Origin of the sequence: Allochromatium vinosum DSM 180 (assembly GCF_000025485.1) — a bacterium.
Taxonomy (GTDB): domain Bacteria; phylum Pseudomonadota; class Gammaproteobacteria; order Chromatiales; family Chromatiaceae; genus Thermochromatium; species Thermochromatium vinosum.
The window spans coordinates 1,372,880-1,388,829 of the sequence record NC_013851.1; the positions used below are offsets into that span (position 1 = coordinate 1,372,880).

The window sequence follows — 15,950 nt, forward strand, 5'->3', positions numbered from 1 at the left end:
CGGCTTCGAGCCGGTCTCCGTTCTTGCAGGGCAGGCTCTTCGCCCCTGGAAGCCAAAGGCTGGAAGCTGGATATGTCCAGACCCCTGGCGCTCGTCGTCGACGACGAAGCCGACATCCTCGACCTGATCCGCATCACGCTCGGGCGCATGAATGTGTCGGCGGTGACGGCGCTGACGGTCGCCGAGGCCAAGCTCCAGCTGGAGCGCCATCGGCCCGATCTCTGTCTCACCGATCTGAGTCTGCCGGACGGCACCGGACTCGATCTGCTGCACCACATCAACACCCATCACCCCGATCTGCCGGTGGCCATGATCACCGCGCACGGCAACATGGAATCGGCTGTCGCCGCCATGAAGGCCGGCGCCTTCGATTTCGTCGCCAAGCCGGTCGATCTGTCGGCCCTGCGCAACCTCGTCGAATCGGCGCTCAGACTGCGCGGACGGGCTACGCCGACCGAGGAACGCACCGATTCCGAGCCGCCCCTGCTCGGCGACTCACCGGCCATGCAGCAGATTCGCGCCCTGATCGCCAAGCTCGCCCGCACCCAGGCGCCGGTCTTCATCACCGGCGAGAGCGGCACCGGCAAGGAGCTGGCCGCGCGTCTGATCCATGCTCAGGGGCCGCGTCGCGATGGTCCGTTCGTGCCGGTCAACTGCGGGGCCATCCCGCACGATCTGGTCGAGAGCGAGCTGTTCGGGCACAAGAAAGGCAGTTTCTCCGGCGCGCTGGCCGACAAGGACGGGCTGTTCCAGGCGGCGGCCGGCGGGACGCTCTTTCTCGACGAGCTGGCCGATCTGCCGCTGCCGGCGCAGGTCAAGCTGTTGCGTGCCATCCAGGAGAAGTGCGTGCGTCCGGTCGGTGCCGCGCGCGAAGTGCCGGTCGATGTGCGGATCATCAGCGCCAGTCATCGCGATCTCGCTCAGGAGGTCGAGAAGGGGCGCTTCCGGCAGGATCTCTTCTATCGGATCAATGTCATCGAGCTGCGGCTGCCGGCGCTACGCGAGCGTCCCGAGGACATCCGTCCGCTGGCCGTCCATATCCTGCGGAAACTCGCTCGGGCGGCGAGTGAGCCGACGGCGGTCGAACCATGGCTCTCCGAGGAGGCCGGCGCGGCACTCATGCGCTATGCCTTCCCCGGCAATGTGCGCGAGCTCGAAAACATCCTGGAACGCGCCGTGGCGCTGTGCGAGGGCGAGCGCATCGAGGTCGGGGATCTCTATCTGCCTGTCAATGAGCGCGCAGGCGCGCTCGAATCCAGTGGGGCGGCGCGGGTGGCGCTCGATCAGACACACCTGAATCAGGCGACCGCCCGCGCGCTCGGTATGACTCCGCTGGCGTTCAGATATCGTTTGGCCAGGCTCGGGATCGATCGATGTGAGGCGGCCTGAGCATCGAGTGATGCCGGTCAGTCCCAGGGGAGACATCGATCCAAACCTCGTGCAGGTCGGGTGAGTCTTGACGCACCTTGCATGCGATGCGCACAATGCATGCATCGCAATCAATTTGGGAGTGATGTTTGATGGCGGCTTTGACGATCCGTAACCTGGATGAATCGATCAAGTCGGCGATTCGCGTGCGCGCGGCGCAACATGGGATATCCATGGAAGAGGAAGCGCGGCGTCTGCTGCGCGAGGCGGTGTCTCGCTCCAGTTCTCCAGTGCCCATGGGGCAGTGTTTGCTCGCGCGTTTCGGCGAGACGGCGACCGAGGACTTCAGTGTTCCCGAGCGCCATCGGCCGCGCGTAGCGCCCGAGTGGGACTGAGTGATGCTGTTGCTCGATACGAATGTTTTGTCGGAATTCATGCGGCCACGGCCTGATGCCGGCGTGGTGGCCTGGCTCGATGCGCAGGATCAGCCGGATCTGTTCATCAGTGCTATCAGCCGCGCCGAGATCGAGCTGGGATTGGCGTTGATGCCGGCCGGTAAACGGCAAGCCGGGCTGGCGCGGGCGGCGCGAGCCATGTTCGAGCACGACTTCGAGAGCCGTTGTCTGGCGTTCGACGATAGCGCGGCGAGTCATTATGCGCGCCTGGTGGCCGAACGGACTCGTCGGGGACGTCCGATCAGTGTGGAGGATGCGCAGATTGCCGCGATTGCTTTGGCGCGGGGGTTGCGGCTGGCGACGCGCAATACGTCTGATTTCACGGATATCGACGGGTTGGTCTTGGTCGATCCATGGCGTTGGCATGGCGCAACGATCGCTCAGGACTGATCGGTGCCGGCTGTCGCGTTCAGGGCATTCAGGAGCGTTTGGCGCTCGATGTCGTCGAGGGCGGTCTTGAGGGCGGTGTGGTTCTGGGCGTGCAGGAGTTCCTGGCCGGCGGGGCTGTGCAGGAAGGCGTGCAGGGCTTGGGCGAGTGGGTGGCCTTTGCGGGCGGCTGTGTCGAGCCAGTGGAGGCCGGTTTCGAGGTGGCATTCGACGCCCTCGCCGGACAGGTAGGCGCGTGCGAGCCAGCACATGGCGTCGGGGTAGAAGGCGTTGGCGGCGCTTTGGAACCAGGGGATGGCGTCGGCGGGGCGGTCGGCGGTGAGGAGGAGGATGCCGAGGTCGCATTGGGCGGCGGGGTCGCCACGGTCGGCGTCGACGATGATGGGGTGGTGTTCGGGGGCGATGTTGAGGTGTGAGAGTGGGAGGATGTCTTGCAGGCGGACGCGGGTCTTGTCTCCCGGCTCGGTGGGGCCGGCGGCGGTCAGGCGGCCGCTGTCGATGTAGCGCCAGAGGGTGCGTTTGGTCAGGCCGGTGAGGGCGACGGCGGTGTTGAGGCTGATCAGGTGCATCGGGCTTGGGTGCAGCAAGGCGGCGATGGATTGGGGCTTTAGTTTATACAGTCATGGGGGGTGTGACATCGGTCCGCATCTGTCACTGTGTGGAGTGACAGGAGCGGGGGCTGTCATTGGGGGGGGCGACAGAGGCATGTGGGGCAGACAGCGAAAGTGTGATATCGATCACAGGAAAACCCCGGATTTGGGCATGGATGACTCATCCGCTGCATAAAGATGGTTGGCACGTAAGCTGCTCTATGGCGTGCGGAAGGCTGTGAAGGCAGAAGCAAATCGCATTTTGCTTTCCACTTCAGGCGAGGTTAATCATCTACTGCGGAGCAGATTATGAAAAAGCATCAACAAGGCTTCACCTTGATCGAACTCATGATCGTGGTGGCGATCATTGGTATTTTGGCGGCGCTTGCTTTGCCAGCTTACACGGATTATACCGTTCGCGCAAAAGTCGCAGAGTGTGTTGGTATTATTTCTGCCTGCAAGACCTCGGTATCCGATTATTACGCATCGATGAACGCACTTCCAGCTGATGAAACTGCAGCCGGATGCGCGACCACCACTACGCAATACTGCGCGGCACCAACAGTAGTAGATGGTGTTGTTACTGTTGATATTGACGATGCTGCCGTCGGAGGAGACTGGACTGGAGATGGGGATCTAGTATTAACGCCTGATGCGACTGTTTCGGCGTGGACTGGTGGTACTAACGCTGATGCTGCGGATTATAAATATTTGCCGGCTAATTTCCGTGCAGCTCCGTAAGGAGGGGATAAGGGGTTAGGTTCGGTTTTCTGCTGATCCTAAACCCTGACCCGGATGTCACACCATAACGCCCTCGGACCACCGGGGGCGTTTTACATGGGATCAGCTATCCAGCCGCTTGAGATCGCGGTAGAAATTCTCGTGCGGACCAAACATCAGCAGCTTGAGTGTGCACTCATCGAAAATCCGGTAGGCCAGCAGGCAGAGCAAGCGGTCCATGCGGAACTTGTAAACCCGCACGCCGGCCAGATTCCCCACCTTTGTTTCGCCGGCCTCGGGCTGACCGGTAATGGTCCGCACCGCTTCGTCGAGCGCCGCTTTCTGTGGCTTGTTCAGCTTCTTGACCGCCCGCTCGAATGTCGGAGTGACGAGCAGGCGCATCAGCCGAACCGGTACTCGCCGACAGGCTCTTCCTGATCGGCAATGAGGATGTCGCGGATGACACTGAACGGCAGATCGGGATTCTCAGCCGCAATCTTGCCGATCTGCGACCAGTACTCGATCTGCTTCGGTACCGAGCGATGCTCGATAGCGCCGTAGCGCTTTGCGCTTTCGACAAGGGCTTCCGACAGTTTGACGTTGATGGCCATAACCAACCTCCATGAGAGTGGGCCTCATAATAGCCCCTCATAGACCAAAACGGAACCTTTGTTGTTTCTCCGTCACAGCACCAGCCTGGATGTCGCACTCGATCCGCCAAGACCCTGGCCACACCTCCACATGCTCTTCCGGCAACGGAATCGCCCACTCATGCGCGACAGCACCGGACGTCTGCTGCTCGACCACGGCGGCATCTGGCTGCTGGAGCTGAACAAATTCCACGCCGACGCCGTCCACACCGAACAGGAACGCTGGCTGAAATTCTTCACCGAAGGCGAACGACTCGACCCCGACGCCCTGCCGACCTGGATGCACACCGACGAGATGAGGCAAGCCATGAGCACCCTGAAAGCCTTCTCCGACAAAGACCGTGCCTATCACGCCTACCAGGCGCGCCAAAACTACCTGCGCGAACAGCGCAGCATCCAGCGCCATCTGCAAGAGCTGAAGACTGAAACCGAACAGCAACGTATCGCACTGGAACAGGCGCAAGCCGAGAGGGAGCGGGCGCAAGCCGAGAAGGAGCGGGCGCAAGCCGAGACAGAACAGGAGCGAGCCGCGAAAGAAGCGGCCCTGGCCGAAATCGCACGCCTCAAAGCCCAACTGCACGACCAGGGCCGCATGGATTCGATGCCCGACTGAGCCGGACTGCGCCAAAGCCGTCCCAGCCATCTGCCCCGTTGCGCGCGTAGGATCAGTTGCTCCCGCCTCTCAATGCCCGCAACGGCGGATGGATCAGCAGCGGATAGGTCGCCAGCGTCCCCGCCAGCCCGATCGCCAGCCCCGACCCCAGGACGCCAACCGCCCAGAGTCCTGGATTGAACCCGAACTCCAGCTCGAAGATCTGCTCGGCGAGCAACCAGCCGGTCGCCTCGGCGAAGACCGACGCCAGCAGCCCCGCCAGCAATCCCGCCGCCGTGAACTCGACCGCGAGACTGGTCAGGAGCGTGCGCCGTCCGGCCCCCAGCGTGCGCAGAATGCCATGCTCGGCCCGACGCTGCTCCAGACTGGCCTGAATACCGGCGTACATGACCAGTAGCCCCGCCCCCAGCGTGAACAGGAAGACGTACTCGACCGCCAGCACGCCCCGATCGATGACCTGACGCACCTGCCCCAGAATCGCCTCGACATCGAGCGTGGTCACGCTCGGAAAGCGCCGCGCCAGTTCCGCGACCACCGCCTCGCGCTCGGCCGGCAGATGGAAGCTGGTGATGAAGGTCGCCGCCTCGTCCCGGAGCAGGGCGGGGGAGGCGACGACGAAGAAGTTGACGTTGAAACTGTCCCAGCGCACCTCGCGCAAACTGGTGACGGGTCCGCTGACTTCGTGCCCCGAGACCCAGAAGGTCAGGGTGTCGCCCAGCGCGATCCCGAGCGTCTCGGCGATACCGCTTTCGACCGAGAACTGCGGCGCGGCCTCGGCGCCCTCTGTCCACCAGCGCCCGGCGACGATCCGGTTGTCCGATTGCGGCTCGGTGCCGTAACTGAGATTGAACTCACGGCTGGCGAGCCGCTCGGCACGCGGGTCGTCGTAGTCCGACGGCTCGACCGCACGCTCGCCAATCCGGGTCAGCCGGCCGCTGATCATCGGATGGAGTCTGGCCGTGGCGATCCCGGAGTCGTTCAGAAACGCCCGCAACGGCTCGACCTCGTGCGGCTGGATGTTGATGAGGAAGTAGTTGGGTGCGCCCTCGGGCAGGGTCTCGCGCCAGGATTCGAGCAGATCCACCCGCACCACCGCGAGCAGCAGCAGCGCCAGAATCCCGATGCCGAAGCCGGCGATCTGGAGCACGGCCGCGCCCGGACGCCGGGTCAGGGCCGCCAGCCCGAGCCGCCAGACCCCGCGCGCGCGCCCGGCGAGCCGTCCGGCCAGATGCACCAGCAGCCGCACGACGCCGATCAGGGCCAGCAGGGTCGCCAGCACCCCGCCCAGGAGCTTCAGCCCGAGTTCCAGATCCTGGGCCTGCCACAGGATCAGCAGCGCCAGCGCCAGCCCGGCCGCGCCAAGAGCGAGCGCCGCCGAGACGCGCGGCGTGCCCAGATCGCGCCGGATCGCGCGCAACGGCGGCACCCGCGCCAGTTGGATCAGCGGCGGCACGGCAAAGCCGAGCAGCGTGATCAGCCCCGTCGCCAGCCCGACCAGGACAGGGGCGGGCGAGGCCGGCGGCAGATCGGTCCCCAGCCAGTCGGCCAGTGCCGCCAGCAGCCCCGCCTGACCCAGCCAGCCGAGCAGACAGCCGATCAGACTGGCCGCCAGTCCGAACAGCACCAGACGCCCGATCAGCACCCGCATCAGCAGATGACGCGGCGCACCCAGACAGCGCATCACGGCCACGGCATCGGTCTGGCGCTCGACCAGACGCTGACTGGCGAGCGCGATCGCCGCGCCGGCCACCAGCAGCGTGACCAGGGTCGCCAGATGCAGGAAGCGCGAAGCGCGTTCCACCGCCGAGCCGAACTCGGGCCGCGCCTCCAGCGCGTCGGTCAGGGTGACATTGGCTGCGAGCCGGGTGCCGGCCCAGTCGCGATAGGCGTCGATCGCCGTGGCCGCGCCCGCGATCAGCAGCCGGTGGGTGACACGGCTCGCCGGGCCGATCAGCCCGGTCGCGTCGAGATCGGCGCGGTTCATCAGCACACGCGGGGCGATGTTGAAGAAGCTACGGCCCTGATCCGGCTCGTCGGTCAGGATGGCACCAAGGCGCAGACGCGCCTCGCCCACGCTCAGGCTGTCGCCGATCCGGAGATCCAGGAGCCGCAGGAGTCTGGATTCGACCCAGACCTCACCGACGGGCGGACCGGAGTCGACGGGACGATCGGGCGCGTCCGGCGCCTCGCTGATACGCAACTGGCCGCGCAGCGGATAGTCAGGGTCGACCGCTTTCATCAGCACCAGTTGCGGTCGCTCGCCCATGACGACGCTGCGGAATTCCAGCGTGCGCGCGGATCGGAGACCCCGTGCCTGGGCCTCGGCGCTGAAACGCACGTCGAGCGGCTGGGAGGATTCGAGCGCCAGATCGGCGGCGATCAGCTCGCTGCCCTGGCGCTCCAGGGTCGCCTCGACCCGATCGGTGAAGAAACCGACGGCTGTGATGGCCGCGACCGTCAGCACCAGCGCCGCCGACAGCAGATAGAGTTCGCCGCTGCGCCAGTCCTGGCGCAGCAGACGCAACGTCAGACGCCAGGCGTTCATGTCAGCGGCTCCAGCCGCCCGTCGTGCATTCGCAAGCGCCGGTCGCAGCGCTCGGCCAGACGCGGATCATGCGTGACCAGCACCAGGGCCGCGCCCGTGCCCGTCTCCTGGCGCAAGTCGAGCAACAGGTCGATGATGTGCTCGCCCGTGGTCTGATCCAGGTTGCCGGTCGGCTCGTCGGCGAAGAGCACGGCGGGGCGGGGCGCATAGGCGCGCGCAATGGCCACGCGCTGCTGCTCGCCGCCCGAGAGCTGGCGCGGATAGTGTCCGGCGCGTGCGCTCAGCCCCACGCGATCGAGCGCCTCGTCTGCGCGGCGCGCGGCGTCCGGGGTGCCGGTCAGCTCCAGCGGCAGCAGCACGTTCTCGCGCGCGGTGAGTGTGGGCAGGAGCTGGAAATTCTGGAACACGAAGCCGACCCGGCCGGCACGCAATTCGGCGCGTCCGTCCTCGTCGAGACGATCGACCCGGCGACCGCACAGCCACACCTCACCGTCGGTCGGGTCGTCGAGTCCGGCCAGGAGTCCGAGCAGGGTCGACTTGCCCGAGCCGGAGGCGCCGAGGATGGCGACCGCCTCGCCGGCGTGGATCTCCAGATTCAGTCCGGCGAGGATGGTCAAGCTGCCGGCCGGGCCGGTAACATGCTTCCCCAATCCAATGGCTTGCGAGACGGCCGAGGCCGCTTGATCCGACATGAGACATCGACTCCTGATTCTGATTGCGACGCTGTGTCTGCCGCTGGGAGCGGCATTGGCCGAGGCGCCCGTGGTGCTGGTGCTGGGCGACAGTCTGAGCGCCGGGTATGGCATCGACACCGAACGCGGTTGGGTGGCGCAGCTCGCCGCTCGCATCGAGCGTGCCGGTCTGCCGCATCGCGTGGTCAATGCCAGTGTGTCCGGCGAGACCACGGTCGGTGGGCTGACGCGCCTGCCGGCGCTGCTCGAACGCCATCGTCCGGCCGTGCTCGTCATCGAACTCGGTGCCAACGATGGACTGCGCGGCTGGGATTTCGCCGTGATGCGCGAGAATCTCACGCGGCTCGTCGTCCAGGGGCGTGAAGCGGGCGCGCGCGTATTGCTCATTGGGGTACGACTGCCGCCAAACTATGGTGCGTCCTACACGGACGGCTTTCAAGCCGTGTTTATGGAGGTCGCCGCCGAGCAGGGCGTGCCCCTGGTGCCGACCCTGCTCAAGGGCGTGGCCGAGGACTGGAGTCTGATGCAGGCGGATGGGCTTCACCCGACCGCCGAGGCGCAGGAGCGAATCCTCGACAATGTCTGGCCGACGCTGCAACCCGTGCTAGCGGACTGACGGTCGGCCATGTCAATGCGCCCCAGGCCGGCGCATGGTATCAAGGCCGGGTGCGATTCGAGCCTTCCGGTCGGATCGCGATCGAACTGGAATTCAACCTTTCTGGACTGGAGTCACTGACATCATGCAACGCGTCACTATCGTCGGTTCCGGTTTCGCCGCGCTGACGGCCGTTATCGAATTGCGCAAGCGTGCCCCTGAAATCGAGATCACGCTCGTCAGCCGCCGACCCGAGTTCGTCTACTATCCAGGGCTGATCTGGGTGCCCAGCGGTCTGCGCACGGGCGACGATCTGGTCATCGATCTGCGCCGGTTCTTCGAGCGCATGAAGGTCCGGCATCTGGCCGGCGAGGCGACCGGACTCAAGAACGGCGGTCGCCTGCTGGAGACCACGCACGGCTCGGTCGAGAACGATGGTCTGATCATCGCCAGCGGCGGGCGCTTCATCAAGAAGCTCCCCGGCATCGAGCACGCCATCGTGCCCTGCGAGGGCGTCGTGGCGGCGAAGGAGATCCGCGACCGGGTGCGTGCGATGGATGGCGGTCACATCGCCATGGGCTTCGCCGGCAATCCCAACGAACCCAGCTCGATGCGCGGCGGTCCGGTCTTCGAGTTCCTGTTCGGTATGGACAATCAGCTCAAGCGCGAAGGGCGGCGCGACAAGTTCACTCTGCATTTCTTCACGCCTGCCGAGCGTCCCGGCAACCGGCTCGGACCCAAGGCGGTCGATGGTCTGCTCGCCGAGATGGCGCGTCGCGGCATCCGGACCCATCTGGGCCACAAGCTCAAGGGCTTCAGCGACAGCCAGGTCACGACCGAGGCCGAGACCTTCGACGCCGATCTGATCCTCTTCATGCCGGGTCTGACGGGCAACGCCTGGTTCGACGACACGGATCTGCCGCGCTCGCCGGGCGGCCTGCTCCAGGCCGATGCCCACTGCCGGGTGCCGGGCTTCGAGCGGGTCTATGTCGCGGGCGACTCGGGCAGTTTCCCCGGTCCCGACTGGATGCCCAAGCAGGGTCACATGGCCGATCTTCAGGCGCGGGCGGCGGTGCGCAATCTGCTCGCCGAGTTCGCCGGTCGGGAGCCGAAGGAGACCTTCCGCGTCGAGTTGCTCTGTATCGTCGACACCAACGACAGCGGCATGCTGGTCGCGCGCACCGAGAAGTTCAACCTGGTCCTGCCCTCGATGCGGCTGTTCCACTGGCTCAAGCGGTTTTTCGAGTGGCTGTATCTGCGCCGCTATCGCTAATCGAATCAATGGGTTGATCGCTATTTCGCAGTAAAATAGTGCGATATTTCCACGGACTAAAAGCGGTATTCGTTGAAGTCGCTGGAAAGGCGACTATCTTGGTCACCGTAGGCGGATGGATGGAGCGACATAGCGCAGGAGTCGAAGTCGAGCCATTCCACGCCTCTTTCGATCAAACATCGATTCAAAGGTGACCAAGATGAGCGAAGAAGCACTGCGCACTCAAGACCGTCGGGCCTTCTGGTATATCGTCGCCATTTGCCTGCTGCCCCTGGTGCCCTACGCGATTCGGGGCTGAGGCGTCGAATCATCCTGCAATCGATCAACCATTTGACTCACAAGGTGACCAAGATGAGCGAAGAAGCACTGCGCACTCAAGACCGTCGGGCCTTCTGGTACATCGTCGCCATTTGCCTGCTGCCCCTGGTGCCCTACGCGATTCGCGGCTGATGTCTGCGAGTCGTCATTGATCCGACACTGAGAACGAACGACGGGGCCTGATGGCCCCGTCGTCGTGTCAGCTTTCTTCTCGCGGTTAAGGCAGCGGATCCAGCTCAGCGCCTTCCTTCTTGACCGGCAGCAGGTCGTCGCGGCTCAGGCCGAGCCAGACCACGATCGCCGTGGCGACATAGATGGTCGAGTAGGTGCCGACCAGGATACCGATGATGAGCGCCAGCGCGAAGCCGTTGATGGTCTCGCCGCCCAGGAAGTAGAGCGCCACCAGCACCAGCAGCGTGGTGCCCGAGGTGACGATGGTGCGCGAGAGCGTCTCGTTGATCGAGTTGTTGATGATGCCGATCACCGTGCCCTTGCGCATCCGGCGGAAGTTCTCGCGCACCCGGTCGAAGATGACGATGGTGTCGTTGAGCGAGTAGCCGATCACCGCGAGCACCGCCGCGAGCACCGTCAGATCGAAGGGGATCTGCAACAGCGAGAAGACGCCGACGGTGAAGAGCACGTCATGGATGAGCGCCACCACGGCGCCGACCGCGAAGCGCCATTCGAAACGCAGCGCGACATAGATCAGGATGCCGATCAGCGAGAACAGCACGGCCAGTCCGCCCTGTTCGCGCAGTTCCTCGCCGACCTGGGGACCGACGAACTCGACTCGGCGCAGTTCGACCTGACCCTCGGCGGCGCGGCTCAGCGCGGCGAAGACGCGATCGCTGAGCTGGGCGCTCGCCTCCTCCTCACCGTCCTGCGGCGCCAGCCGGATCAGGATGTCGGTCCGCGAGCCGAAATACTGGATGGTCGCGCTACCCAGTCCTTCGGTCTCCAGGGCGGTGCGCACGTCGCTCAGCTCGGTCGGCTGGGCATAGCCCAGTTCGATCACCGTACCGCCGGTGAAATCCAGCCCGAAGTCGAAGCCGCGAAAGACGATCGACAGCAGACAGACGATCAGGACCGCGCCCGAGAGCCAGGCCGCCGCCTTGCGCTGGCGCATGAAGTCGATGTTGAGTTCGTTGATGGTGCGTTTTTGAGTCATGGCGCGCGCTCCCTCAGATGGCCAGCTTGTTCAGTCGCCGACCGCCGTAGATCAGATTGATCAGGGCGCGCGAGCCGAGGATGGCGGTGAACATGGAGGTGACGATACCGATGAACAGCGTCACCGCGAAACCCTTGACCGGTCCGGTACCGAAGCTGAACAGCACCACGGCGGCGATCAGCGTGGTCACGTTGGCGTCGACGATGGTCGAGAACGCCTTGTCATAGCCGGCATGGATGCTGGCCTGGGGCGAGTTGCCGTTGCGGATCTCTTCGCGGATGCGCTCGTAGATGAGCACGTTGGCATCCACGGCCATGCCGATGGTGAGCACGATACCGGCGATGCCGGGCAGGGTGAGGGTCGCTTGCAGCATCGAGAGCACGGCGATGGTCAGCACCAGATTGACCACCAGGGCCAGATTCGCGACCAGACCGAACACCCGGTAGTAGACGGCCATGAACAGCAGGACCAGTCCCAGGCCGAGCATGACCGATTCCAGACCCTGATCGATGTTGTCCTGACCCAGACTGGGGCCGATGGTGCGTTCCTCGACGATCTCGATCGGGGCGGCGAGCGCGCCGGAGCGCAGCAGGAGCGCCGTGTCGTGGGCCTCGTTGCTGCTGTCGAGTCCGGTGGTCTGGAAGCGCCGTCCGAACGGCTCGCGGATGGTCGCGACACTGATGACTTCCTCGACCTTGCGCGTGGTCTTGACCGGCTCGCCGTCGACCATCTGCGTCGTGGTGCGGTTCTCGATGAAGACCACGGCCATCGGCTTGCCGACGTTCTCGGTGGTCACGTCGCGCATGCGCCGCGCGCCCTGGCCGTCGAGATTGACGAACACCGCCGGGCTGCCGCTCTGGCTGTCGAAACCGGCCGAGGCGTCGGTGATCTGGTCGCCGGTGACGATCACCCGGCGCTTGAGCAGGATCGGGGTGCCGTTGCGTTCGTAGTAGAGCTTGCTGCCCACGGGCGGGCGTCCGGCGACGGCGTCGGCGACACTGCCCTCGGTGTCGACCAGACGGTATTCGAGCGTGGCGGTGGCGCCGAGGATATCCTTCAGCCGGCCCGGGTCCTGTGCGCCCGGCAGCTCGACGACGATGCGCCGATCGCCCTGACGGGCGATGCTCGGCTCGGCCACGCCGAGCGCGTTGACGCGGTTGCGCAGGGTGGTGATGTTCTGCTGGAGCGCGAAGTCCTTGATCTTCTGCTGCTCGGTCTCGGGCAGGCCGGCGCGCAGCACGAAGGCGCCGGACTCTTCGCTCGGCTGGAAGTCGAGTTCGCGGAACTCGCGCTTGAGCTTCTTTTCGCCGGCTTCGCGGGAGGCGGCATCCTCGAAGCGGATCAGGATGTTGGTGCCGTCGCGGGTCAGGGTCAGATAGCGGATTTTGTCCTCGCGCAGCAGGGTGCGCAGATCGCCGCTGTAGCGCTCGACGGCCTGTTCGATCGCGGCCTCCATGTCGACGTCGATGACGACGTGGATACCGCCGCGCAGATCCAGACCGAGCGACATCTGATTGAGACCCAGCCAGCGCATCCAGCCGGGCAGGTCGGCCGACTGGGTGAGCGCGGTGCGGTAGCGTTCGGACAGGGTGCGCTCGATGGCCTCCTGACCGCGCAACTGTTCGCCGGGCGTGTCGAAACGGGCGAGCAGCTTGCCGCCTTCCAGGGACTCGATGCCCTTGAGCGGCACCTTGGCGTTCTCGAGCGCGGCCTTGATCTCGCCGGAACTGGCCGCGCCGATCTCATGACCGCGCGCGGCCGTGATCTCGATCGATGGGTCCTGGGAATAGAGGTTCGGCCAGGCCAGCAGCAGGCCGACCAGGATGACGCCCAGGATGAGTAGATTCTTCCACAAGGGGTATCGGTTCATTGGGACTCCAACATTGGAGGATGGCGGTTCGCCGTGCGTGCTGGCGGGAGGCGTCTGGAGGGATCGCCGGACGGCGATCCGCTCCGGATCAGGAAGGCGGGATCAGAGTTCCTGCAGCGTGCCCTTCGGCAGCACGGATTCCACGGCGGAGCGACGGATCTTGACCTTCATGCCGTCGGCGACCTCGACCAGGGCGAAGTTCTCGCCGAGATCGGCGATGCGTCCGGCCATGCCGCCCATGGTGATGATCTCGTCACCCTTGGCCAGGGCCTCGATCATCTTGCGATGTTCTTTCTGGCGCTTGGCCTGCGGACGGATCAGCAGAAAGTAGAAGACGACCGCAAACAGCACCAGCGGCAGCAGGGCCATGAAGGGATCGCCGGCTGCCGGCGCGACGGCCTCGCCCTGGGCCAGGGCGTCGGAGATGAGAAAGCTCATGGATCGGTTCCTTGGTTCAAGTGTCAGGTGGATCGCGCGACCAGCGGCGATTCACATTGGGCGCCAAGGGGCGCAAACGGGCCGTCGCGTTCGGGTCGAGGGACGGCCCACGAAAACAGCGCGGGATTATCGCACAGCCGGGACGCTGGAGTCTCCGCGCCTCACTTTACCTTCATCCCCGGCTCGGCCCCCGAATCCGGGCTGAGGATGAAGAGATCCTTTCCGCCCGGACCGGCCGCCAGCACCATGCCCTCGGAGACGCCGAAGCGCATCTTGCGCGGAGCCAGGTTGGCGACCATGACCGTCATCCGGCCTTCGAGTTCCTTGGGGTCATAAGCCGAGCGGATGCCGGCGAAAACGTTGCGCGTCTCGCCGCCAAGGTCGAGCGTGAGTTGCAGCAGCTTGTCGGCGCCCTCGACCAGACGGGCCTCGCGGATCAGGGCCACGCGCAGGTCGACCTTGGCAAAGCTGTCGTAGTCGATCGGCGCGGCGACGGGGTCGCGTTCGAGGTGCGGATTGACTGCGGCCGGAGCGGCGGCGGCCACTGTCGACCCGGTGGCGCTCAGGTCTTCCTTGGACGCCTCCAGCATGGCTTCGATCTGCTTCGGGTCGACGCGCGTCATCAGCGGTTTGAAGGGAGCGATGACGTGATCGATCAGGGGCGTGGCCAGCGCCTCCCAGGTGAGCGGATCGATCCGGAGGAAGGACTCGGACTCGGCCGCCGTGGCGGGCAGGATGGGGCGCAGATAGCCGATCAGCACCCGGAACAGGTTGAGTCCCATGGAGCAGATGTCCTGCAACTCGGCCTCGCGTCCGTCCTGCTTGGCCACGACCCAGGGCGCCTTCTCGTCGATGTACTGATTGGCGCGGTCGGCCAGCGCCATGATCTCGCGCACGGCACGGCTGAACTCGCGCTTCTCATACGCCGCCGCGATCGAGTCACCGGCCGCGATGAACTCAGCGAACAGCTCGGGTTCGGCCAGCGCGCCCGAGAGCCGCCCGTCGAACCGCTTGCCGATGAACCCGGCGCAGCGGCTGGCGATGTTGACCACCTTGCCGACCAGATCGGCGTTGACGCGCGCCGTGAAGTCTTCGAGGTTCAGGTCGATGTCGTCGACGCTCGACCCCAGCTTGGCGGCGAAGTAGTAACGCAGATACTCGGGATTCAAGTGATCCAGGTAGGTGCGCGCCTTGATGAAGGTGCCGCGCGACTTGGACATCTTCTGTCCGTCGACGGTGAGGAAGCCGTGGGCGAAGATGGCGCTCGGCGTACGGAAGCCGGCCCCGTGCAGCATGGCCGGGAAGAACAGGGCATGGAAATAGATGATGTCCTTGCCGATGAAGTGATAGAGCTCAGCGGTCGAGTCCCGGCCCCAGAAGCGGTCGAAGTCCAGTCCGGGCGTCTTGTCACACAGGTTCTGGAAACTGGCCATGTAGCCGATGGGCGCATCCAGCCAGACATAGAAGAACTTGCCCGGATGGTCCGGGATCTCGAAGCCGAAGTAGGGCGCATCGCGCGAGATGTCCCACTCCTGGAGTCCGGCCTCGAACCATTCGTCGAGCTTGTTGGCGACCTCCTTCTGGAGACTGCCGCCGCGCGTCCATTCCTTGAGCATCGTCTCGAAATCGCCGAGCCGGAAGAAATAGTGATCCGACTCGCGCTGTTCGGGCACCGCGCCCGAGACCGCCGAGCGCGGATTCTTCAGCTCGGCCGGCGAATAGCTCGCCCCGCACGCCTCGCAGTTGTCGCCGTACTGATCGGGCGCGCCGCACTTGGGGCACTCGCCCTTGATGAAGCGATCGGGCAGAAACATCTGCTCCACCGGATCATACGCCTGGGTGATCATGCGCTTGGCGATGTGTCCGGCATCGCGGTTGCGTTCGTAGATCAGGGTCGCGTAGTGCTGGTTCTCGGGCGAGTGGGTCGAGTGATAGTTGTCGAAGCCGACGCGGAAGGCGGCGAAGTCGGCCTGATGCTCCTCGGCGACCCGGGCGATGAGCTGCTCGGGCGTGATGCCCTCCTGGCGCGCGCGCAGCATGATCGGCGTGCCGTGGGCGTCGTCGGCGCAGACGTACCAGCAGTTGTGACCGCGCATCTTCTGGAACCGCGCCCAGATGTCGGTCTGGATGTACTCGACCAGATGGCCGATGTGGATCGGGCCGTTGGCATAGGGGAGGGCGCTGGTGATGAGGATGTCGCGGGGCTGGCTCATGGAGTGGCTCGGATACTCTGGGTGCGGATTGGATGTCTGGACGGCGAGGGCGGCG

The 15,950-nt window shown here is 65.1% G+C and carries 15 protein-coding genes and 1 pseudogene; 7 read left to right on the forward strand and 9 right to left on the reverse strand.

What is annotated here, in order from left to right; all coding sequences use genetic code 11:
• Positions 1–72: 72 nt before the first annotated feature.
• From ALVIN_RS05855 to ALVIN_RS05865, 3 genes are all read left to right on the forward strand, one after another.
• Positions 73–1,389 (forward strand): sigma-54-dependent transcriptional regulator, encoded by a 1,317-nt coding sequence (locus ALVIN_RS05855; RefSeq protein ID WP_012970398.1) that lies wholly within the window; start codon positions 73–75, stop codon positions 1,387–1,389.
• Between the two features lie 131 nt (positions 1,390–1,520).
• Positions 1,521–1,763 (forward strand): FitA-like ribbon-helix-helix domain-containing protein, encoded by a 243-nt coding sequence (locus ALVIN_RS05860; protein WP_012970399.1) that lies wholly within the window; start codon positions 1,521–1,523, stop codon positions 1,761–1,763.
• Between the two features lie 3 nt (positions 1,764–1,766).
• On the forward strand, positions 1,767–2,213 hold the full coding sequence (locus ALVIN_RS05865; protein ID WP_012970400.1) for a type II toxin-antitoxin system VapC family toxin: 447 nt from the start codon (positions 1,767–1,769) through the stop codon (positions 2,211–2,213).
• On the opposite strand, the gene ALVIN_RS05870 is transcribed toward ALVIN_RS05865, so the two are convergent.
• Positions 2,204–2,779 (reverse strand): hypothetical protein, encoded by a 576-nt coding sequence (locus ALVIN_RS05870; RefSeq protein WP_012970401.1) that lies wholly within the window; start codon positions 2,777–2,779, stop codon positions 2,204–2,206. The genes ALVIN_RS05865 and ALVIN_RS05870 overlap by 10 nt on opposite strands.
• Positions 2,780–3,109: 330 nt before the next feature.
• Between ALVIN_RS05870 and ALVIN_RS17015 the strand changes: the two genes are divergently transcribed.
• Positions 3,110–3,541, forward strand: coding sequence for a pilin (locus tag ALVIN_RS17015; protein ID WP_012970402.1), 432 nt, complete (start codon positions 3,110–3,112; stop codon positions 3,539–3,541).
• Positions 3,542–3,643: 102 nt separating this feature from the next.
• Here ALVIN_RS17015 and ALVIN_RS05880 read toward each other — a convergent pair whose 3' ends face one another.
• Together ALVIN_RS05880 and ALVIN_RS05885 are read right to left on the reverse strand one after the other, a co-directional pair.
• Positions 3,644–3,922: a type II toxin-antitoxin system RelE/ParE family toxin gene (locus ALVIN_RS05880; protein ID WP_012970403.1), complete on the reverse strand. Its 279-nt coding sequence runs from the start codon at positions 3,920–3,922 to the stop codon at positions 3,644–3,646.
• The gene (locus tag ALVIN_RS05885) at positions 3,922–4,131 is read right to left on the reverse strand and encodes a TA system antitoxin ParD family protein (RefSeq protein WP_012970404.1); all 210 of its coding nucleotides are present in this window, start codon (positions 4,129–4,131) and stop codon (positions 3,922–3,924) included. The genes ALVIN_RS05880 and ALVIN_RS05885 overlap by 1 nt, the downstream gene beginning before the upstream one ends.
• A 160-nt stretch (positions 4,132–4,291) precedes the next feature.
• Here ALVIN_RS05885 and ALVIN_RS16560 point away from each other — a divergent pair.
• Positions 4,292–4,783, forward strand: a pseudogene (locus ALVIN_RS16560) (PD-(D/E)XK nuclease family transposase); the annotation flags it as partial.
• 52 nt (positions 4,784–4,835) lie between these two features.
• Here the strand turns inward: ALVIN_RS16560 and ALVIN_RS05895 are convergent.
• Together ALVIN_RS05895 and ALVIN_RS05900 are read right to left on the reverse strand one after the other, a co-directional pair.
• A complete protein-coding gene (locus ALVIN_RS05895; RefSeq protein ID WP_012970406.1) occupies positions 4,836–7,328 on the reverse strand; it encodes an ABC transporter permease in 2,493 nt (830 codons plus the stop codon).
• Positions 7,325–8,020 (reverse strand): ABC transporter ATP-binding protein, encoded by a 696-nt coding sequence (locus ALVIN_RS05900; protein ID WP_012970407.1) that lies wholly within the window; start codon positions 8,018–8,020, stop codon positions 7,325–7,327. Before ALVIN_RS05900 ends, ALVIN_RS05895 begins: the two co-directional genes overlap by 4 nt.
• Between ALVIN_RS05900 and ALVIN_RS05905 the strand changes: the two genes are divergently transcribed.
• Entirely contained in the window at positions 8,019–8,636 is a 618-nt protein-coding gene (locus tag ALVIN_RS05905; RefSeq protein ID WP_012970408.1) for an arylesterase, read from the forward strand. The genes ALVIN_RS05900 and ALVIN_RS05905 overlap by 2 nt on opposite strands.
• Positions 8,637–8,760: 124 nt before the next feature.
• Positions 8,761–9,888, forward strand: a complete 1,128-nt coding sequence (locus ALVIN_RS05910) for an NAD(P)/FAD-dependent oxidoreductase (RefSeq protein WP_012970409.1) — start codon at positions 8,761–8,763, stop codon at positions 9,886–9,888.
• A 535-nt stretch (positions 9,889–10,423) separates the two neighbouring features.
• On the opposite strand, the gene secF is transcribed toward ALVIN_RS05910, so the two are convergent.
• From secF to metG, 4 genes are all read right to left on the reverse strand, one after another.
• The gene (gene secF / locus ALVIN_RS05915) at positions 10,424–11,374 is read right to left on the reverse strand and encodes a protein translocase subunit SecF (RefSeq protein WP_012970411.1); all 951 of its coding nucleotides are present in this window, start codon (positions 11,372–11,374) and stop codon (positions 10,424–10,426) included.
• Between the two features lie 13 nt (positions 11,375–11,387).
• Positions 11,388–13,244, reverse strand: a complete 1,857-nt coding sequence (gene secD, locus ALVIN_RS05920) for a protein translocase subunit SecD (protein WP_012970412.1) — start codon at positions 13,242–13,244, stop codon at positions 11,388–11,390.
• A 102-nt stretch (positions 13,245–13,346) separates the two neighbouring features.
• Positions 13,347–13,682 (reverse strand): preprotein translocase subunit YajC, encoded by a 336-nt coding sequence (gene yajC / locus ALVIN_RS05925; RefSeq protein WP_012970413.1) that lies wholly within the window; start codon positions 13,680–13,682, stop codon positions 13,347–13,349.
• Positions 13,683–13,843: 161 nt separating this feature from the next.
• Complete coding sequence (gene metG / locus ALVIN_RS05930; protein WP_012970414.1) at positions 13,844–15,895, reverse strand: methionine--tRNA ligase; 2,052 nt, start codon at positions 15,893–15,895, stop codon at positions 13,844–13,846.
• Positions 15,896–15,950: the final 55 nt, after the last annotated feature.